Source organism: Anaerococcus cruorum (assembly GCF_046365495.1).
Taxonomy (GTDB): domain Bacteria; phylum Bacillota; class Clostridia; order Tissierellales; family Peptoniphilaceae; genus Anaerococcus; species Anaerococcus cruorum.
The window spans coordinates 24,271-43,581 of the sequence record NZ_JBGMEH010000003.1; the positions used below are offsets into that span (position 1 = coordinate 24,271).

A 19,311-nucleotide genomic window follows, 5' to 3' on the forward strand; every position below is an offset into this window, starting at 1 on the left:
TACTAGGTAAAAACCCCCTGTCAAGATTAAATAATTAATCTTAAAAATTCATTAGATAAATTCATTCCTTTTTGGCTAAATTTAAAGTTTTGATCAATAATAAAAAAGTTTTGGTCAGTAAATTTTTCTATCTCTTTTTTATATTTTTCTAAGAAATTATAGCCAAATTTTTTCTTAAATTCTTCTAAGTTTATACCAGAAGTTTCTCTTAATTTAAAAATTATATATTCTATCTCACGCTCATTCTTATCTATATAGTTATAGTCATATATTGGTAAGACATTTTTATTTATTTTGTCATTATAATGAATAAAGTTTCGAGTATTTGTATACCTATAGTTTGATAAATAACCTGATGCACTCATCCCAAAAGCGATATATCCCTCGCCTTCCCAATATTTTTTATTATGGTAGGACTGATAGCCATTTTTGGCAAAGTTTGAAACTTCATAGCGATGGAGGCCAATTTTTTCAAGTTCATCAACTAAATCATTAAAAATATCTATTTCTTTGTCATCATCCATCAAATCTAGCTTACCTTTTTTATCTAGGGCATAAAATCTGGACCCTTCTTCTAGAATAAGTGAATACCAAGATATATGTTCTGGGGATATTCTTTTTACAATTTCTAAATCATTTTTTACTGACTTATAATCTTGGTGGGGCAAGTTTAACATCAAATCAAAACTTAGATTATCAAATCCTACACTTCTTATAAGCTCTATATCCTTAATAGCAATGTCTGCAGTATGGTTTCTACCAATTGCTTTTAAAACTTTATCATCAAATGATTGGACACCTAGAGATATACGATTAATTCCTAAATCTTTATACAAAAGTAATTCATCTTTAGATATAGAATTTGGATTGCATTCTATGGTAAATTCTTTTATATTATCAATTTTAAAACCATCTAAGACTCTTCTTATCTTCTCTATATATTTTCCATCTATATAAGAAGGAGTTCCCCCACCTATATAAATAGAGTCTATCTCACAAGATAGTTTTTCTTGGTAGAGTTTTATTTCTTTTATTAAATTATTTATGTAATTATCTATCCTATGCTCAACATTCATATACGCACAAAAATCGCAGTAATAGCATTTTTTTTGGCAGAAGGGAATGTGGATGTAGCAACCTACTTTTTGCATTTTTTCTCCTTATTACTAAGTAATAAAAAAGATGGCAACTGCCATCCTTTTTAGATTATAATATTATATTTTTCTAGTGTTTCAAATACTATATCTCTTTTTTCTAAGTCTTTATCAATTATAATTTGATCATCTTTTATACCATTTTCCCTTAAGATATAGAGAGTATCAAGGACAAAAATCTCACTTCCTACCACATAAAAATAAGCATCAGCTTTTTCTTTGGCAAGATCTGCTAGTTTTTCTAGATATTCTTTTCTAGATTCTATCCAATATTTTATAAAAGCAGATCCATCCACACATTCAAAATCTTTTTCATAAAGGTGGTTATCTTTTTTATTTACATTTAAACTAATAAGCTCAGGGATATTTGAACTATCTATTTCAAATTTTTTAATCAAAGGACGCATAGTAGACATGGCTAAACCTTGGGATAATAAAACTAATGGTTTATCTTCACGTCTAAGGTTCATATTTGACTTAAATTTAAATATACTAACCTCATCCCCCACTTCTAGTTTTGATAATGCTTTTTTAAATATAGATTTTCTTATAGGAATTTTTGTTGTAAATCTAATATTTCCTTCATCAGTTAGGGTGTTAATACTTAAATGATGAACTAGTTTTTTATTTACCTCACTGCCTTCATCATAACCAGGTAAACCTAAATGAAAACTACTTCCCTCATCCCATACTAATTCTTCTGGTTTTTCTAAGGTGTAAGTATATACATTTTTATATTCTTCTTTTATATCTAAAATCTTAACTAAATATTTATCCATTTTCACTCCTTGATGATAACTGTTATCACTAACCTCACTATACCATTTGGAAACTATTCTTCATCCTCTACATCGATATTTCTTTTGCCAATATTTAAAGTAGTCTGAATATAATCAAAAAATAATTTGTAATCGTAAACCCAATTATCTATGATGCCAGACCTATATATACCTACAATAAATATTAAAACAACGGGAAAAAATACTGCTCCGCTTATTCCAAATAATTTAAGACCAGAATAAAGAGCAATTACCGATAATATTGGATGTATATTTGCAGAGGAACCAATTACCTTAGGTGCGATTACTTGACGTAAAGCTGTCCAAATTATCAAAACTACAAGAAGACCTATGCCTTTTGTTGAATTATTAAATACAAAAAGTTCTATAACAGACCATGGCAAAAGTAAAATTATAGGACCAATCATCGGAAGCAAATCTAAAAATCCTAACAATAAAGCTACTGGTATAAAATACTGTTGACCCATAATCTCTAAAGCTATCGCCATAATAAAACCGCATAAAAGAGCAAGTTTAAGCTGAGCTTTAATATAATTCCAAGTAGAATTTTTAAAAACTTTTCTAATTAGGCTCAGATTATTTCTAGTTCTTTCTGAAAATTTTGAATAATACTTTATTTTAGCATCTTCCATATCTCCTAAAATAATATAGAAGGCCACAATAAAGGTTATAGCAAAAAATATTATATCATTTGAGGTATTGATAAAAGCTGTTGTAAAACCCAGTGTGATATCAACTGCATTTTTTTGTAAATTGTTTAAAAATTGATAGATAGATGTAAGTCCACTTTTTATAGCATTGGAGACGAATTCTGGTAATAAATTTATTTGAGAATTTACTGAATCAATCCAGTCATTTGTTGATGAAACTATTTTGTCCCGATTGCCTGTTATATTTCCTATCAAACCACTAACCTGACTTACAATTAATTGAATAAACCAGATTAATAAAAAAATCACTGCTATCAACAGAACAGTACCAACTATATACGAAACGAGTGTATGTTTTATAGGTAAAATCTCATCTACTTTTTTTATAAAAGGAGCTAGAAGTGCCACTAAACCCAAGGCCAATATAATTGGTAAAAGGGCATCAATCAGAGAAGGTGCTATAAATATAAAAAATAAAACCGATAATATTATTATTCCAGTTCTTAAAAAGATACGCTCATAAAGATTTTTAGAATTCATAATGTTCTCCTATTCTTTAAAAATATTTTATCACAATATAGGGTATAAATTAAATATAAAAAGGAGGCAATATGATAGATCATATAAGTTTACAAGTTTCTGATATAGAAAAAGCAAAAGAATTTTATGAGAAAGTTCTAAGTGAAATTGGTTTAATTAAAAAAGTTGATTATAAAGATGCAGTTGGTTTTGGTAAAGAAGATTCTAATTTTGCAAATGAATTATGGCTTGTTGAAGGCAATCCAAATAATTTTCATCTAGCCTTTAGAGTTGATAGTGAAGAAGAAGTAAACAATTTTTACAATAAGGCTTTAGAATTGGGTGCAAAAGATAATGGTGCTCCTGGTATAAGAGAACATTATGCACCAAACTATTACGCAGCATTTTTCCATGATTTAGATGGAAATAATATTGAAGCAGTTTTTTATAAATAAAAAAGAGCGATTTAGTTTTAACTAAATCGCCTTTTTTAGTTGGCTTGGTCATCATCGTATTTTAGTACAGCTAAGAATGCATCTTGTGGCACTTCTACATTTCCTAACTGACGCATACGCTTTTTACCTTCTTTTTGTTTTTCAAGAAGTTTTTTCTTACGAGAAATATCTCCCCCATAACATTTAGCAATAACATCTTTTCTAAGAGCTCTTACAGTTTCACGGGCAATTACCTTACCACCAATAGCTGCTTGGATAGGGACAGCAAATTGTTGACGTGGTATCTCATCTTTTAGTTTTTCAACTATACCACGGCCTCTTGTATAAGCACTATCCTTATGAACAATAATAGAAAGTGCATCTACTATTTGATCGTTGATTAGGATTTCTAGTTTTACTAGGTCACTTGGTGCATAACCAGTTACTTCATAGTCAAGGGATGCATAACCACGAGTTCTAGATTTTAAGCTATCAAAAAAATTATAAATAACTTCATTTAATGGTAGCTTATATTTTATAGAAACCCTTGTTTCATCTATATAGTGCATATCTATTAGCTCACCACGACGATTTTGGGCAAGGCTCATTATTTGTCCAATATAATCACTTGGAGTTATAATTTCTGCCCTAGTCATAGGCTCTTCTATATAGTCAATTGTTGCTGGATCTGGAAAATCATTTGGGTTTTGAATTTCTATTTCATCCTCTTGACCCTTTAATTTGACCCTATAAATAACTGATGGAGCTGTTGCTATAATATTTAAATCATATTCACGTTCTAATCTTTGGGTGATGATGTCCATGTGAAGAAGTCCTAAAAATCCTGCACGTAAACCTACACCTAAAGCTTGGGAATTTTCTTGTTCAAATACTAGGGCTGCATCGTTTACTTGTAATTTTTCTAAGGCATCACGCAGTTTATCAAAACTTTCACCCTCAGCTGGATATATACCAGAATAAACCATAGGTAATACTTCTTTATATCCAGAAAGCGGTGCATCTGTTGGATGCTCAGCATTGGTAATAGTATCCCCAACCCTTGCATCTTTTACCTCTTTTATACTTGCTTCTATAAAACCTACATCTCCAGAACGTAATTCTTTTGTCTCGATACGATTTTTCATGGTATAACCTACGGTATTTACTTCATAAGTTTTACCTGTATTCATCATTTTTATAGTATCGCCCGGTTTTACCACACCTTCAAAAATTCTTACATAACAAATTACTCCACGGTAGGCATCATAATATGAGTCAAATATAAGTGCTTTTAGTGGTTTATCATCATGGTCTTCTGGTGCTGGAATATTTTCTACTATATCTTCTAAGACATCTTCTATATTTAAACCAGTTTTGGCCGAAACTAGTGGTATGTCTTCAGTTTCTAGGCCAATTTGATTTTCAATTTCTTTTTTTACTTCATCAACTCTAGCTGATGGAAGGTCTATTTTATTTAAAACTGGCAGAATTTCTAAATCTTGGTCTAGGGCAAGATATGTATTTGCTAAAGTTTGTGCTTCTACACCTTGGCTAGAGTCCACAACAAGTATTGCACCCTCACAAGCTTTTAAAGATCTGGATACTTCATAGTTAAAGTCAACGTGACCAGGCGTGTCAATTAAGTTTAAATCATAAATATTACCATCATTGGCTTTATAATGAATTTTAATTGATTTTAATTTTATGGTAATACCACGTTCACGCTCTAGTTCCATATCATCTAGCATTTGGTTTTGCATCTCACGTTTAGATAAGTGCTCAGATTTTTCAATTAACCTATCAGCTAGGGTACTCTTACCGTGGTCTATGTGGGCAATTATAGAAAAATTTCTTATATTGTCTTTTCTTTGTGTCATCTAATTACTTTCTCCATATGGATTATTATCTATATTTCCCATATCACTAAATGGGTAAAATCTGAAAAATGCATGTCCAACTATTTCATCTTTTTCAACTGGACCATAATTTCTTGAATCGTTACTTGCTCCTTCTGCCCTGTTATCACCTAATAAAAAGTATTGATTATCTAATAAATACCATTCGTAAGTATCACTTGTTTGTAAGGTGTAATCAACAGAAGTATATGGTTCATTAAGCTCTTCGCCATTTAAATAAACTTTTTCATCTTTTAAAGTTACAGTATCGCCAGGAACTCCAACTACTCTCTTTACATACAATTTATTATAAGCATCTGGGGCTTTCAATATTACTATATCTCCCCTTTCATAATCATGGAAATGCTTACCAATTTTATTTACAAAAAGCATATCATCATTGTGCAGAGTATTTAACATTGAATTTCCTGAAACTCTTGTAGCATCAAGAAATAGCCATTTAATCACAGCAGCTATAGCTAGGGCAATTACTATAGATTTTATCCATTCAAGAACACCATCTTCATCTTTTTTTGGCGGTTTTTGATTAGCTTTAATAGTAGGTCCCTTATCTGATTCTGGCTCTATTATTATCTTGTCTTTTTCATTTTCATTAGTCATTTGCATTACCTCTCATTCATTATTATATTATAATATAAATATACGAAACTACCAATTTTTTACCTACAATTTTAAATAAAACTTGTATGAAAGTAATTTCTATGGTAAAATGTATCAGTCAAGCAAAAAAAGACTTACTAAGAAAGAGGGTGAAATAATGGCAAATATTAAATCAGCTCAAAAAAGAATTGAAGTAGCAAAAAGAAATACTGAAAGAAATAAAGCTAAAAAATCAGAAATCAAAACATACATCAAAAAATTTGATCAAGCTATCGAAGCTGGTAATGTTGATCAAGCACAAGAAATTTTCAAAAACGTTGACAAAAAAATGAAAAAAGCTGAAGCTAAAAACATTATCCACAAAAATAAAGTAGCGAAAACAACTTCTAGATTACAAAAAGCAATCAATGAAGCACAAAACGCTTAATAAAAAATGAGCAATAATCAGTAATGGATCCACACATATGTCTACTGATAATTGCTCATTTTATTTTGCAGAAATTTCTCTAAGTAAGAGTAATAATTCTATTTCCATATCAAAATCAACTGACTTTTGCCTATATTCCATGTCAAAAATCCTACTATGGATATCAAATAATTCTGTCAGTGAAAAATTTCTAGAAAATCCCTTCACCTTTTTTAATTCATATGATCCTATTCCCAGATTTTTCATCATGAAGGTATCATTATAACCATTTACATAAAGACTTTTTACACCAATTAAATTTCTTATTTGTCTAATAACCATATGATAAATCATAAATAAATCTTCATTGGCTCTAGCCATTTTTAGATAAATATCGATAGTATCCTTACTATTTTTTGCACTCATGGCATCTGTTAGATTAAATATATTTATATTTAAAACTTCATCTAACTGGTCAAAGACATCCTGAGCTTTTACTATTTTATCATCAGAACTTGCTATTATCTTATCTACCACATTTACTACTTCATAAAGGTCGATTTCACTATCTTTACTTAGATAAGAAAATCTATTTACAATTTCTGTAACTAGAGATTTTTGAATTTTTTTGCCATTCCTTACAAATCTTTTGCCAATAAATGATTCTAGCTCTCTTTGGTTAAGTCTATTTATTTCTACAACTGTACCATTTTTATTTACTGCCTTATAAAATTTGCCCTTAAAGGGTGGATTATCTGAGAAAATTAAAAGAGTAGCAAAGTCTGGGAACTCTTTAAAATCTTCTGCCAGTACATTTAAAGTGCTTTCATATTCTTTTATAGAATTTTTAGATAAATCTATATTTCTCCATATTATATATTTTTTATCTTCCATTACCGGATAAGTTTCATAGGAATTTTTTATAGTTTCCACATCTTTACTGCCTTTTATTTCAATAAGGTTAAAGTCTGGGACACTTACTTTATTTTTTACTTCTTCAATAATTGTGTCATTTAAGAACTCTTCCTTGGAGTCAAATAAATATACTCCCTTTAACTTATCACCTATTAATAGATTCATAAATTCTTTAAAATTCATCTAAAAAATCCTCCTTTCAAATATTTTTCTATTCTTACATCTTTATCAAAATATATTTTAACCATACCATCCGTTTGAGTATTATAAATTTTTATCCCATCAAGGTTTTCAAGAACTTCTTTTGTAGGATGCCCGTAACGGTTATTACGTCCTGCAGAAATTAAAGCAGCTTTTGGCCTTACTTTTCCTACAAAATCTTTGGATGTAGAAGTTTTTGATCCATGGTGGGATACTTTTAATATATCTGCCTTTATATCTAGTGTATCTTCGTATTCTTTTGGTAAGTCACCTAAGGTTAATATTTTTATTCCTTCTATATTTATTAAAAGACCCATAGACTCAGCATTTTCTTCCCCCTTTGTTCCATCGAAAACACAAGCTATGTATCCATTTTTAAGTTTAATCTTATCATTTTTTTTGATAATTTTTGGCTGATACTTTGCCAAGCTTCCTATATTATTTTGGCTTGTGATGACATTTTTAATATTAAAATTCTTATTTAATATCTCCATGTTCCCACTATGATCCCTGTCCTCATGAGAAATAAAAACAGCTTTTATATCTCTTACTCCAATAGACTTTAAATATGGGACTAAAATTTTTTCTCCACTATCATAATTATCAAATTTAGGACCGCCTACATCTATTAAATAATAGTCACCCCTATCATTTATTAAAAATGTATCACCTTGACCTATATCTATCATAGAAAAACTGGTTTCTGGATTTAGCTTTTCATAGCCTAAGCTTAGCATGATTACTACTATATTTACAATATAAAAATTTTTTATAAGTTTCTTATTAGACTTTTTAATATAGACAATTACCAATATTAAAAAGTACAGGTAAATTGAAATTAATATGCTCTGGTGGATAAATTCTATATTTAAAAATTTAAAGCTATTTAATATTAATGTTAAATTTAGCATAGATTCCAGTAGATAATTTATAATTACAAAAAAAGGTGTCATTATAAAACTTAAAATAGGATAAAAAATTATTATAGCAAAAATAATATACATAGCTAAAGTGAAAACTGGAACAATCAAAAAATTTGCAAGTATACTGATAAAATTTATTTTACCATAATAATAAGCAGTAAAGGGTAAAAGTGTGGCTTGAATAGCAGTAGTAAATCCAATATTATCTGCTAGTAAATCTTTATTAAGATACTTCCTAAGTTTTGGGTATACCAGGTAAACTCCACTAGTTGCTACAAAAGATAAAACAAATCCTGCATTTAAAACTGCAAAGGGATTATAAATTAATATTACAAGAGCTGCTATTAATAAGGACTTTATCTTATCTTCAGGATACTGATATAAAAACGCCAAAAACCCTATTAGATTTATAATTAACACTCTAATAATAGAGTATGGAAAACCAATCAAAGCCCCATATAAAAAAGCAAGTGTCAAAGCACTCATATAACCATACCTATAATTAAGATTTATTTTGCTAAAAACATATAAAATAAAGCCTATCAATAAATCTATATGCAAACCAGAAACAGCTAAGATATGAGCAAGACCTAAATCTTTTATATCTTCATTTTGAATAAGGTTCTCTCCTAATACCACAGATATCACAAAATTAGCACTATTCTTATTCAAGTTATTTTCAAAGATACTATGAATATAATTATAAAATTTATCTCGTAAGTTGAGCAAAATTGATGAGCTACGCCCCTCTTTATATATCCTCTTAATCTTAATATTTGATCCTATGCTCTTTGATATCAAATAATTTCTATAGTTAAATAAATTTGGATTAGTATTTTTATTAGCAAGAGTAATCTCTCCATCTATCAAGTACTTTTGCCCAATAGGAAAGTCTTCCTCTGTAAAAATGACAGATTTTTCGCTTATATTTGCTCCACGAACTTTTACAAAGTACCTATAACTATCATCCACTTTTCTTTTTTCTGTAATAGTAATTTCTAATTTTTGATCTGAATTATCTATTAACCTATAGCTATTAAGTTCATAAAAACTTAAAGAAAAACCAACAGCAAGGGCTATGGGAAACACTATTAGTTTTTTATCTATAAATAGTAAAATCAATGCCATAACGGCACTTATAGATAAAATATATATAGGATTTATAGTCTCAAAACTGATAAATAATCCTATTCCTGCCAATAACCCTATTAAAGCGATAAAAATTTTCTTTCTCATAGCCGTAAACCTCGGGTATATTATATCATATGATTTACAAATAGTTTTTAAAATAGAAAGGCAAGCTATGCAGAAAATTTATTTAAAATATCCAGAAATTTCTGAAATAAAAGCAAATATAGTTTCTAGACGTGTTCAAGGGGATAAGACACAAATTATCTTAGATCGTACAATTTTTATGCCAAAAACTAATGGCTTTTTATCAGATAGTGGTAAAATTGACGATTTAGATATCGTATCTATCGAAGAAAAACGCGATAACATCATACATACAGTTTCAGGTAAGCCAAATAAATCAGAAGTCACTTTAAAACTAGCTAGTAAGAATCGCATTAAAAACTTATCCTATAATACGGCATTTATAATCTTTAAATTAGTTTTTGAAAGTTTCTATAATGTAGCAGATTTAAAACTAAATTTAGAAGCTGATAGGTCAGTGATAAAAATTATAGATTTTTTTGAAAGTCTTGATACTACTCTTATAGAAAACCAAGTCAATTTCATAATAGAAAAAGCTTTAAAAGTGGAAAATAATCAAGGCATCACATCAATTCCTCCACTAGGAGACTTAATAAATAATGAGATTTGCTTTAATAATACTGCTAAAATACGCGGTTTTAAAATTGTAAATAGTGAAAGTTTTGGTAATGATTTAGAAATAGAGTTTGTAGCTGGTAGAGATATCATCTCTTAAAAACAAGCATATCAACAAAAAAAGCGACTAGATTTACTTTCTAATCGCTTTTTATATTTTATTTACAATCCATTCTAATCCCATAGCCCATCCCATAGAATAAATAAATATGGATGGAGGCTTACATAGAAGAATTATCGTTGCAAACTTCTTAAAACTCATATCAGATAGTCCAGTTAGATAACATAAGAAGTCATCTGGTGCTACTGGAAGTAAAATTGCCCAAGCAAAAAATTTCTCATAAGACTTATCTTTTATTTTATGTTTATATTTATCAAAAGTTTCTTCACCGAAAAAATTTAGCACAATTGATTTTCCAAAGGTTCTTGATATGAAAAATACCAACATTGATCCAATACATATGGATATATAATTGTAGATAAATCCCCAAAATGGACCAAATATTACGACTCCAAATATCGTAGTAAGACCACCAGGTATGATTGGCACTACAATTTGAGTTATTTGTACTAGCATAAAAATAATATTTGCCAAGGCTCCATAGGATAAAATAAAATCTCTAAAAGTATCTATAGAGTTAAATAAACCTCTTTTATACCCAATATACCCTAAAACTGACAAAATTAAAAGCACTATTATTGCTATTATATTGTAAAAATTCTTTTTTAAAAATTGTTTCATATTACCTTCTTTACTGTATCGCTAGTCTAATACAATAATACATACTATTACTTATCTTGTCAATTCTTCTTACTTTATCTTCTTAATAAACCAATCAAAACCATAGTACCAAGCCATGGAATATGCTAAGATAGATGGAGGCTTGCAAAGAAATATTATTTTAACATATTTTTTGAAAGTCATATTACTTAAGCCTGTTAGATAGCATAAAAAATCATCAGGGGCTGCTGGTAGTAATATTGCTGTTGCAAAAAACTTCTCATAGGTATCATCCTTAATTTTATCCTTGTATTTATTAAAAGTTTTTTCTCCAAATATTTTTAAAACAAGCTGTTGGCCAAAAGTCCTAGATATCCAAAAGTTTATCATGCACCCTACACAGATAGAAAGATAATTATAGATAAACCCTTTTACAGGGCCAAAAGTTATAACACCAAATGCAAGTATTATCCCACCTGGTACCCCTGGTACTACTACTTGAATAATATTGGATAGGAAAAATATTAAAAAAGTTAAATTACCAAAGGATAGAATATAATTTCTAAAACTATCTATAGAATTAAAAAGACCTTTCTTATATCCTAGGTAAGCTAAACTTGCAAATAAGATAAAAATCGTTAGAGATATTATATTGTATATATTTCTTTTTAAAAATTCTTTCATAAATCCTTCTATTATTTTAAATTAAAAGTAAAATAAAAAATTACTTTCTAATCATTAGCTTATTAAAAAAATAAGGTGTATCATTATAGATAATACACCTTATTTTTTAGTTTACAAATTTAATTTCATTTTTCCTTGGATCTAAGACTTATAATTCCTTTCTTATAAAGTATATATGCCAAAAATATTGATAATAGCATTATCCCCACCATAGCAAAACCTTGCTTTCCGTCAAGACTGGTTATAAAAATATTTATTAAAAATACTACTACCAGGTCTATAATTCCTATTAGTGCTTTATTTTCTGCTACATAATTTCCTGCAGATTTATTAGTAAGAATTCCTACAAGCATTGATCCAAATAAGGCTGGCATTATATAACTTGTAGCAGTTTTCACTGCAGGAGAGGTTAATATAGGACTTAATGGCACTAAAAGTATAAGACCAATTAATATAATAATCATAGTTGTCATTCCAGAAATACAAACTGCAATCATTCCCATTACATCTGCTTCTTCAGATCCTGGGTCTTGGTTAATAGATGAAAGGGCTGTAAGATAGGCTGGAAACTTTATATTTGTTACATTTCCCATTATAGAATTTATATATGCTGAGTTTCCGGTTATAGGTATCATTGATAATTGCTCAGCAAGAGCAACCGGAATATACATAGCTAAAAGTGGTCCTGCTGCACCCATAACTGAGTCAAAACTTGGCCAAATATTGTAAGCTGTACAAATAATGGATGGAATAATAAACATAATTAAAATACATATTATAGTTGCTATTCTTCCAAGTTTATAAGTCCTATCCATATATGAACTATTTTTATTCATTATAAAACTCCTTCAAAAAATACACCTGCAGCCATGCCAATTATAAGTGCAAAACTCATTATAAAATCAGATAACCAACTTACTTCATATTTTTTTGAAATTTTTCCTAAAATAATTGTAACTAGAATTGATGTGATAGCTACAGCAGCATGAGTTTTTGATTTTAAAAATTCTACTGGGAAAAATACAGTAACCATACCAAAGGTTAGTACTGATAGGGCCAGTTCCCTAAATGGTGATTGTTTTGCTCCTACACCAGAAACTTTTTTGTGGTATTTTTCTAAGAAAAATATATTAAAAATCATACCCCCAAGGATAGCAATAGTCATAGTAAACATTATGGTACCTATAGCAGAAATATCAGCAGAACCCTGATATGAAGCAAGGTCAGCATAACCTAATCCCTTTACAGCCAGATCAGCTGCTGTTAGCTCATAAGGTAGGGACCCAACAACTGATAACCTAAACCATGGCCAAGGTATACCTAAAAGTGGTGTAAGAGTTATAAGTCCAATAATAACTGCAATAGATGGCACTATTGAAAAAATCAATGAACTTTTTATAGTAGCTTTTATCTTTTCATCTTCTATACCTAATTCTTTAGCACGTTTTTTTGCTCTCATAAAAAACATTAGGCAGATTAAAAATATTATTAATAAACCAATAGCTACAAGTATGTATAATAATCTGCTATTTAATATGTCAAATATATCCATAAAACCTCCTTTAAAAATAAATATGTTTAATTATACTATAAAATTATACCTTAATTGCACAAAAAAAACCTAGCAATAAATGCTAGGCTTATTATCATTAATCATTTATATATTTTTGTGCAATCTCTATTAATCTTCTTGTTTGATGTTCTATAGCAGGTTTTATATCATTACTTATTTCGTAAGTTTCAGGTGATTGAGTTGCAGAAACACCATATGGATTTCCACCTTGGGCAAAGATTGAATCATCTGTATAACCTGTTGGAACAACTATTGCTCCCCAGTGCATAGCAGATGTGTAAATAGCACGGATAGTATGTTCTTGACCACCATTTGGATTTTGTGATGATGCAAAAGCTGTTACAAATTTGTTTACAAGTTTACCTTCGCTCCATACTCCTCCAAGGGAATCAAAGAAGTCTTTCATTTGGCTAGACACATTACCAAATCTTGTTGGTGTTGAGAAAATTATTGCATCTGCCCATACTAAATCTTCTGGTGTTGCAATTTTTAAATCTTCTGTTGCTTTGATTGTCTTATCCCATAATGAATCAGGCTCAACTACTGATGTATCTCTAAGTTCTTTTACTTTTAATAATCTAACTTCTGCTCCATTTTTTTCTGCTTCTTCTTTGGCGATGGATGCCATTTTATAATTAACTCCTGTTTGGGAATAAAAAACTATAGCTAATTTTACTTTACTCATAACTATATCCTTTCTTCGTTAATTTGTATGCTGTATTTTATATCTACCCATATATTTTTAATATTAGCAAAATTTTATTATTATTATAAAAATAAATTTTATATAAAAAAGTAGGGCAAAAGCCCTACTAATTTATTATCCCACTACTATATTTAAAATTTTTCCTGGAACATATATTATTTTTCTTATTTCTTTACCTTCTAAGTGGCTTGAGATATTATTATCTGATTTTGCGGCAGCTATTGCATCATCCTCGCTAGCATCCATAGCCATTAGAACTTTACCACGCATCTTACCATTTACTTGTACAGGCATTTCAAATTCATCAAGCACTAATTTATCTTCATCATAGCTTGGCCATGCTACTTCATTTAATTTACCTTCAAAGCCAGCTAGTTCCCATAGCTCTTCTGTTAAGTGTGGAGCAACTGGGTTAAGCAAGATGATATATGTTTTAAAGTCAGCTTTAGTTATTTTACCAAGCGATCTCATATCATTTGAAAGTGACATCAAACTTGCTATTGCAGTATTAAATTTAAGATTTTCGTAATCTTCTGATACTTTTTTGATGGTTTGGTGGATTGCTACCTCAAGGTCTTTGCTGTAATCTTCACCATCTTCTACCATTTCTAGCATATTATAAACACGTTCTAGATATTTTCTACAACCACGTACACCTTCATCTGACCAAATAGCTGTTGAACCAAAATCACCTATAAACATTTCATAAGTTCTTAAAGTATCTGCACCATAGTCACGAATAATATCATCTGGATTTACAACATTACCACGAGATTTACTCATTTTTTGGTGGTCTTCTCCTAAAATCATTCCATGGCTAGTTCTTTTTTGGTATGGTTCTTTAGTAGGTACTACTCCTATATCGTATAGGAATTTATGCCAAAATCTTGAATAAAGTAAGTGAAGGGTTGTATGTTCCATTCCCCCATTATACCAATCAACTGGACTATAATAATCTAGAGCTTCTTTGCTGGCAATAGCATCTGGATTTTTTGGATCCATATATCTTAAATAATACCAAGAGCTTCCTGCCCATTGAGGCATAGTATCTGTTTCTCTTTTTGCAGGTCCACCACAAACTGGACAAGTTGTATTAACAAATTCATCAATTTCTGATAGTGGTGATTCGCCAGTAGCTGTTGGTTCATAAGTTTCTACTTCTGGCAATTTTATTGGTAGTTCACTTTCATCTACTGGATTCCAACCGTGCTCCTCACAGTAAATAATAGGAATTGGTTCTCCCCAATATCTTTGGCGTGAGAATACCCAGTCACGTAATTTAAAGTTTTCTGTAGCTTCACCTAGTTTATTTTCTTCTATATACTCTATAGCTTTTTTCTTAGCATCTGCTACATCAAGACCATTTAAGAACTCAGAATTAATTGCTGTACCCTTATTAATATCTGTTAAAGGAAGTTCAGCATCGCTTTCTGTTTCGTAAACAGGAATAATCGGCATATCAAATTTTTTAGCAAATTCATAGTCACGGCTATCATGAGCTGGTACTGCCATTATAGCTCCAGTACCATAGGTCATTAAAACATAATCTGAAACCCAGATAGGAATTTCCTTACCAGATAATGGATTAATTGCGCTAATGCCATCAAGCATAACACCAGTTTTATCTTTATTTAATTCAGCTCTTTCAAAGTCAGATTTTTTGCGGGCTTCATCTTGATAAGATATAACTTCATCAAAATTATTAATATTTTCTTTAAATTCATTAAGCAATGGATGTTCTGGTGAAATTACCATATAGGATACACCAAAAATTGTATCTGGTCTTGTTGTATAAACTGTTAATTTATAATCAGAATCTTTTACTTTAAAGTCAACATTTGCTCCCTTTGATCTACCAATCCAGTTTATTTGTTGAGCTTTTATTCTATCTTCATAATCAACATCATCTAAATCATCGATTAGTCTATCAGCGTATTCTGTGATTTTAAGCATCCATTGATTTTTCATTTTGTGGACTACTTCTGTACCACATCTTTCACATTTACCATCTACAACTTCTTCATTAGCAAGACCTACTTGACAAGATGGGCACCAGTTTACGCTCATTTCATTTTTATAAGCTAATCCATGCTTGTATAGTTGGATAAAAATCCATTGGCTCCACTTGTAATAGTCCGGATCAGTTGTATTTACTTCCCTATCCCAGTCAAAAGAAAATCCAATTGATTTTAATTGTGCTTTAAAGTTTGCAATATTATCTTCAGTTACTTTTGCTGGGTGGATTTTATTTTTTATAGCGTAGTTTTCTGTTGGAAGACCAAAAGCATCCCATCCCATTGGAAAAAGAACATTATATCCTTCTAGTCTTCTTTTTCTAGAAACTACATCTAAGGCAGTATATGGTCTTGGGTGACCAACGTGAAGCCCTTGTCCTGATGGATAAGGAAACTCTACAAGACCATAAAATTTTTCTTTATTATGGTCTATTTCGCTATGAAAGGTTTTATCTTCATCCCAGATTTTTTGCCATTTTTTTTCGATAGCATTGGGATTATATTCTGGTATATTTGAATAATTTTCTGTCATATTCTCTCCTAATTTTGGCTTGAAAGTGCGTTTACATATCTTGGATAAGATACAACATCGCGGATATTTTTCATTCCTGTAACATACATAACAGCTCTTTCAAAACCTAGTCCAAATCCTGAGTGTACTACTGTACCAAATCTTCTTAAGTCTAAGTAGTTTTGATAATCTTCTTCTTTAAGTCCATTTTCTTCAAAAGATTTTAGAAGTTCATCGATGTTTTCTTCCCTTTGAGATCCACCGATTAGCTCACCTACTCCTGGCACTAGCATATCGAAAGCTGCAACTGTCTTACCATCAGTATTTCTTTTCATATAGAAGGCTTTTATATCTTTTGGATAGTCAGTTACAAATACTGGACCATTTACTATTACTTCTGAAAGGTATCTCTCATGTTCTGTTTGTAAGTCCATGCCCCATTCTACTGGGAATTCGAAATCTTGACCGCTTGCTTTAAGCTTTTCTATTGCTTCTGTATAAGTTACTCTGGCAAACTCTTTGCTTCTAACTTGTTCAAGTCGATCAAATAATCCTTCATCTATAAATCTATTAAAAAATTCCATTTCATCTGGGTTATTTTCTAGTAGGTAATCAATTACATATTTGATCATATCTTCTGCAACATCCATGGCTTGATTATAATCTGCAAAGGCCATTTCTGGTTCTAGCATCCAAAACTCTGCGGCATGTCTTGGTGTGTTTGATAATTCTGCTCTAAATGTAGGTCCAAATGTATATACATCACCAAAAGCTAGTGCATAGTCTTCTGCTTCTAATTGTCCAGAAACAGTTAAGTAAGATTTTTTACCAAAGAAATCTTTGTTGTAATCTACACTTCCATCTTCTGTAATTGGAGCATCGCTTGGGTCAATTGTTGTTATATTAAACATCTCTCCAGCACCCTCTGCATCTGATCCTGTAACTATTGGTGGGTTTACATATAAAAATCCACGTTCTTGGAAAAATTTGTGAAGAGCAAATGCTAGTGAACTTCTTACTTTAAATACTGCTCTATAAGTATTTGTTCTTGGGCGAAGGTGAGGAATTGTTCTCATAAATTCTAAAGTTTGTCTTTGTTTTTGGATAGGAAACTTATCTGAAGATTCACCTAAAACTTTTATTTCTTCTGCTTGAATTTCGTATGGAGTTTTGTTATTACCAGTTGCAACTAATTTACCTTTTACTTCTAAACTAGCTGATAAAAATTGGTGAGAAAGCTCATCATAAGCTGGGTAGTCAGATCCAACCACAACTTGGAGGTTTTTAAAGGTACTACCATCATTTAGCTCAATAAATCCTACATTTTTACCAAATCTAGAATTTCTTATCCAGCCGCTTACAACCACTTCTTGGTCCACATACGAATCAACATCTTTTAAAATTTCTCTAATCTTCATTAGTTCCATCCTTCCTTTTTTTAAGTTTTTCATTTAGTTCTTTTTCATAGCCTATCTCAAGGGCCTGGTAAAATTTCTCTTTTACAAAATCATCTGGTAGGTAAGTTTGCTCTACATATCCACCATAAGAATGAGGGTATAAATACTCTTCATGGATTAAATTTTTACTTCCTTGATAATGGGCATCTTTTAATTTATTTGGCACTTCTTTATCCCTATTTTCTCTAACAAATTTTAAAGCCTTATCTATAGCAAGATAAGTTGAATTACTTTTGTCTGCTAGAGCCAAGTAAGTTACAGTTTGAGCTAAAATAATGCGTGCTTCTGGCATACCTACTGTATTTACTGCATCAAAAGTATTTGTTGCAAGAATTAAAGCCTGTGGGTCTGCATTTGAAATATCTTCTGCTGCAAAAATAATCATACGACGAGCAATGAATTTTATATCTTCCCCAGATTCTAGCATTTTTGCCAAATAATATAGGGCGGCATCTGGATCTGACCCTCTCATAGACTTTATAAAAGCTGAGATAGTATCATAGTGCCTGTCACCCTTTTTGTCACAGATAGCAATCTTTTTTTGAATAGAATTTTCGATTGTATCCTTGCCTATATTTATTTTACCATCTTTCTCATTTTCTGAAAATATAGCAATTTCTAAGGCATTTAAAAGAGCCCTGCTATCCCCATTTGAATATTTTATTAATGTATTTCTAGCTTCATCATCTATAGATACATTTTTGCTTTGTAAAATAGTATCCTTGCTAAGAGCCAAATTGATCAAATCATTAAGCTCATCATCAGATAGGGATTGTAACTCAAAAACATACATTCGAGAAATCAGGGCTTTATTCACTTCAAAATAGGGATTTTCTGTAGTTGCTCCTATCAAAATAATTGTAGAATCTTCTACAAAAGGAAGTAAATAGTCTTGCTGAGATTTATTGAACCTATGAATCTCATCTATAAATAGGATAGTTTTTTTATTTTCATATTTAAGATTATCTTTTGCTATCTCAATTTTCTTTTTTACATCTGCTATCCCACTAGTAACTGCAGATAACTCTTCATAAGCCATGTGAGTTGTTTCTGAAATAATTTTTGCTAGGGTAGTCTTACCAACCCCTGGTGGCCCATAAAAAATCATTGAATAAATTCTATCAGCCTTTATCATACGACTAATTATTTTTCCATCGCCTACTAGATGTTTTTGACCAATGTAGGTCTCTAAAGTCTTTGGCCTTAGTCTATCAGCAAGAGGTGCTGATTTTTCTAATTCTCTTTGTCTATTTAGCTCAAATAAATCCATATTTGCCTTTCTAGTACAAAAAAAGA

18 protein-coding genes are annotated in these 19,311 nt (G+C 30.4%); 3 read left to right on the forward strand and 15 right to left on the reverse strand.

What is annotated here, in order from left to right:
* Positions 1 to 26: 26 nt before the first annotated feature.
* Genes hemW through ACCQ40_RS03300 form a run of 3 tightly spaced genes read right to left on the reverse strand, consistent with a single transcriptional unit; the run spans position 27 to position 3,144 of the window.
* Positions 27 to 1,151 carry a radical SAM family heme chaperone HemW gene (gene hemW, locus ACCQ40_RS03290; RefSeq protein ID WP_410032596.1) on the reverse strand — a complete coding sequence of 375 codons (1,125 nt, stop codon included), beginning with the start codon at positions 1,149 to 1,151 and terminating at the stop codon, positions 27 to 29.
* Between the two features lie 50 nt (positions 1,152 to 1,201).
* Positions 1,202 to 1,933, reverse strand: a complete 732-nt coding sequence (locus ACCQ40_RS03295; RefSeq protein ID WP_394011659.1) for a hypothetical protein — start codon at positions 1,931 to 1,933, stop codon at positions 1,202 to 1,204.
* A gap of 53 nt (positions 1,934 to 1,986) precedes the next feature.
* Positions 1,987 to 3,144 carry an AI-2E family transporter gene (locus tag ACCQ40_RS03300; protein WP_410032597.1) on the reverse strand — a complete coding sequence of 386 codons (1,158 nt, stop codon included), beginning with the start codon at positions 3,142 to 3,144 and terminating at the stop codon, positions 1,987 to 1,989.
* Positions 3,145 to 3,215: 71 nt separating this feature from the next.
* Between ACCQ40_RS03300 and ACCQ40_RS03305 the strand changes: the two genes are divergently transcribed.
* Positions 3,216 to 3,578 carry a VOC family protein gene (locus ACCQ40_RS03305; protein WP_394011661.1) on the forward strand — a complete coding sequence of 121 codons (363 nt, stop codon included), beginning with the start codon at positions 3,216 to 3,218 and terminating at the stop codon, positions 3,576 to 3,578.
* Positions 3,579 to 3,613: 35 nt separating this feature from the next.
* On the opposite strand, the gene lepA is transcribed toward ACCQ40_RS03305, so the two are convergent.
* Positions 3,614 to 5,434 carry a translation elongation factor 4 gene (gene lepA / locus ACCQ40_RS03310; RefSeq protein WP_394011662.1) on the reverse strand — a complete coding sequence of 607 codons (1,821 nt, stop codon included), beginning with the start codon at positions 5,432 to 5,434 and terminating at the stop codon, positions 3,614 to 3,616.
* Positions 5,435 to 6,079, reverse strand: coding sequence for a signal peptidase I (lepB, locus tag ACCQ40_RS03315; RefSeq protein ID WP_394011663.1), 645 nt, complete (start codon positions 6,077 to 6,079; stop codon positions 5,435 to 5,437).
* Positions 6,080 to 6,230: 151 nt separating this feature from the next.
* Here lepB and rpsT point away from each other — a divergent pair, with 151 nt between their 5' ends.
* Positions 6,231 to 6,500: a 30S ribosomal protein S20 gene (gene rpsT / locus ACCQ40_RS03320; protein ID WP_410023593.1), complete on the forward strand. Its 270-nt coding sequence runs from the start codon at positions 6,231 to 6,233 to the stop codon at positions 6,498 to 6,500.
* Positions 6,501 to 6,560: 60 nt separating this feature from the next.
* Here rpsT and holA read toward each other — a convergent pair whose 3' ends face one another.
* Both holA and ACCQ40_RS03330 read right to left on the reverse strand, forming a co-directional pair.
* A complete protein-coding gene (holA, locus tag ACCQ40_RS03325) occupies positions 6,561 to 7,577 on the reverse strand; it encodes a DNA polymerase III subunit delta (RefSeq protein ID WP_410032598.1) in 1,017 nt (338 codons plus the stop codon).
* A complete protein-coding gene (locus tag ACCQ40_RS03330) occupies positions 7,574 to 9,754 on the reverse strand; it encodes a DNA internalization-related competence protein ComEC/Rec2 (RefSeq protein WP_410032599.1) in 2,181 nt (726 codons plus the stop codon). The genes holA and ACCQ40_RS03330 overlap by 4 nt, the downstream gene beginning before the upstream one ends.
* A gap of 67 nt (positions 9,755 to 9,821) precedes the next feature.
* Here ACCQ40_RS03330 and ACCQ40_RS03335 point away from each other — a divergent pair, with 67 nt between their 5' ends.
* Entirely contained in the window at positions 9,822 to 10,448 is a 627-nt protein-coding gene (locus ACCQ40_RS03335; RefSeq protein WP_410032600.1) for an alanyl-tRNA editing protein, read from the forward strand.
* 51 nt (positions 10,449 to 10,499) lie between these two features.
* Here the strand turns inward: ACCQ40_RS03335 and ACCQ40_RS03340 are convergent, their stop codons facing one another.
* From ACCQ40_RS03340 to ACCQ40_RS03375, 8 genes are all read right to left on the reverse strand, one after another.
* On the reverse strand, positions 10,500 to 11,090 hold the full coding sequence (locus ACCQ40_RS03340; RefSeq protein ID WP_394011668.1) for a TVP38/TMEM64 family protein: 591 nt from the start codon (positions 11,088 to 11,090) through the stop codon (positions 10,500 to 10,502).
* Between the two features lie 69 nt (positions 11,091 to 11,159).
* The gene (locus ACCQ40_RS03345) at positions 11,160 to 11,753 is read right to left on the reverse strand and encodes a TVP38/TMEM64 family protein (protein WP_394011669.1); all 594 of its coding nucleotides are present in this window, start codon (positions 11,751 to 11,753) and stop codon (positions 11,160 to 11,162) included.
* A 125-nt stretch (positions 11,754 to 11,878) separates the two neighbouring features.
* Positions 11,879 to 12,589, reverse strand: a complete 711-nt coding sequence (locus ACCQ40_RS03350; RefSeq protein WP_394011670.1) for a DUF5518 domain-containing protein — start codon at positions 12,587 to 12,589, stop codon at positions 11,879 to 11,881.
* Positions 12,589 to 13,305 carry a DUF5058 family protein gene (locus ACCQ40_RS03355; protein ID WP_394011671.1) on the reverse strand — a complete coding sequence of 239 codons (717 nt, stop codon included), beginning with the start codon at positions 13,303 to 13,305 and terminating at the stop codon, positions 12,589 to 12,591. Before ACCQ40_RS03355 ends, ACCQ40_RS03350 begins: the two co-directional genes overlap by 1 nt.
* Positions 13,306 to 13,402: 97 nt before the next feature.
* Positions 13,403 to 14,011 (reverse strand): NAD(P)H:quinone oxidoreductase, encoded by a 609-nt coding sequence (wrbA, locus tag ACCQ40_RS03360; RefSeq protein WP_410023597.1) that lies wholly within the window; start codon positions 14,009 to 14,011, stop codon positions 13,403 to 13,405.
* 135 nt (positions 14,012 to 14,146) lie between these two features.
* The gene (gene leuS, locus ACCQ40_RS03365; protein WP_410032798.1) at positions 14,147 to 16,558 is read right to left on the reverse strand and encodes a leucine--tRNA ligase; all 2,412 of its coding nucleotides are present in this window, start codon (positions 16,556 to 16,558) and stop codon (positions 14,147 to 14,149) included.
* A gap of 29 nt (positions 16,559 to 16,587) precedes the next feature.
* Positions 16,588 to 17,976, reverse strand: a complete 1,389-nt coding sequence (asnS, locus tag ACCQ40_RS03370) for an asparagine--tRNA ligase (protein WP_410032601.1) — start codon at positions 17,974 to 17,976, stop codon at positions 16,588 to 16,590.
* Positions 17,966 to 19,285, reverse strand: coding sequence for a replication-associated recombination protein A (locus ACCQ40_RS03375; protein ID WP_410032602.1), 1,320 nt, complete (start codon positions 19,283 to 19,285; stop codon positions 17,966 to 17,968). The genes asnS and ACCQ40_RS03375 overlap by 11 nt, the downstream gene beginning before the upstream one ends.
* Between the last annotated feature and the right edge of the window lie 26 nt (positions 19,286 to 19,311).

Coding starts and splice junctions, on each gene's coding strand:
- hemW (WP_410032596.1), bottom strand. CDS start 1,151: ATGCAAAAAGTAGGTTGCTACATCCACATTCCCTTCTGCCAAAAAAAA.
- ACCQ40_RS03295 (WP_394011659.1), bottom strand. CDS start 1,933: ATGGATAAATATTTAGTTAAGATTTTAGATATAAAAGAAGAATATAAA.
- ACCQ40_RS03300 (WP_410032597.1), bottom strand. CDS start 3,144: ATGAATTCTAAAAATCTTTATGAGCGTATCTTTTTAAGAACTGGAATA.
- ACCQ40_RS03305 (WP_394011661.1), top strand. CDS start 3,216: ATGATAGATCATATAAGTTTACAAGTTTCTGATATAGAAAAAGCAAAA.
- lepA (WP_394011662.1), bottom strand. CDS start 5,434: ATGACACAAAGAAAAGACAATATAAGAAATTTTTCTATAATTGCCCAC.
- lepB (WP_394011663.1), bottom strand. CDS start 6,079: ATGCAAATGACTAATGAAAATGAAAAAGACAAGATAATAATAGAGCCA.
- rpsT (WP_410023593.1), top strand. CDS start 6,231: ATGGCAAATATTAAATCAGCTCAAAAAAGAATTGAAGTAGCAAAAAGA.
- holA (WP_410032598.1), bottom strand. CDS start 7,577: ATGAATTTTAAAGAATTTATGAATCTATTAATAGGTGATAAGTTAAAG.
- ACCQ40_RS03330 (WP_410032599.1), bottom strand. CDS start 9,754: ATGAGAAAGAAAATTTTTATCGCTTTAATAGGGTTATTGGCAGGAATA.
- ACCQ40_RS03335 (WP_410032600.1), top strand. CDS start 9,822: ATGCAGAAAATTTATTTAAAATATCCAGAAATTTCTGAAATAAAAGCA.
- ACCQ40_RS03340 (WP_394011668.1), bottom strand. CDS start 11,090: ATGAAACAATTTTTAAAAAAGAATTTTTACAATATAATAGCAATAATA.
- ACCQ40_RS03345 (WP_394011669.1), bottom strand. CDS start 11,753: ATGAAAGAATTTTTAAAAAGAAATATATACAATATAATATCTCTAACG.
- ACCQ40_RS03350 (WP_394011670.1), bottom strand. CDS start 12,589: ATGAATAAAAATAGTTCATATATGGATAGGACTTATAAACTTGGAAGA.
- ACCQ40_RS03355 (WP_394011671.1), bottom strand. CDS start 13,305: ATGGATATATTTGACATATTAAATAGCAGATTATTATACATACTTGTA.
- wrbA (WP_410023597.1), bottom strand. CDS start 14,011: ATGAGTAAAGTAAAATTAGCTATAGTTTTTTATTCCCAAACAGGAGTT.
- asnS (WP_410032601.1), bottom strand. CDS start 17,976: ATGAAGATTAGAGAAATTTTAAAAGATGTTGATTCGTATGTGGACCAA.
- ACCQ40_RS03375 (WP_410032602.1), bottom strand. CDS start 19,285: ATGGATTTATTTGAGCTAAATAGACAAAGAGAATTAGAAAAATCAGCA.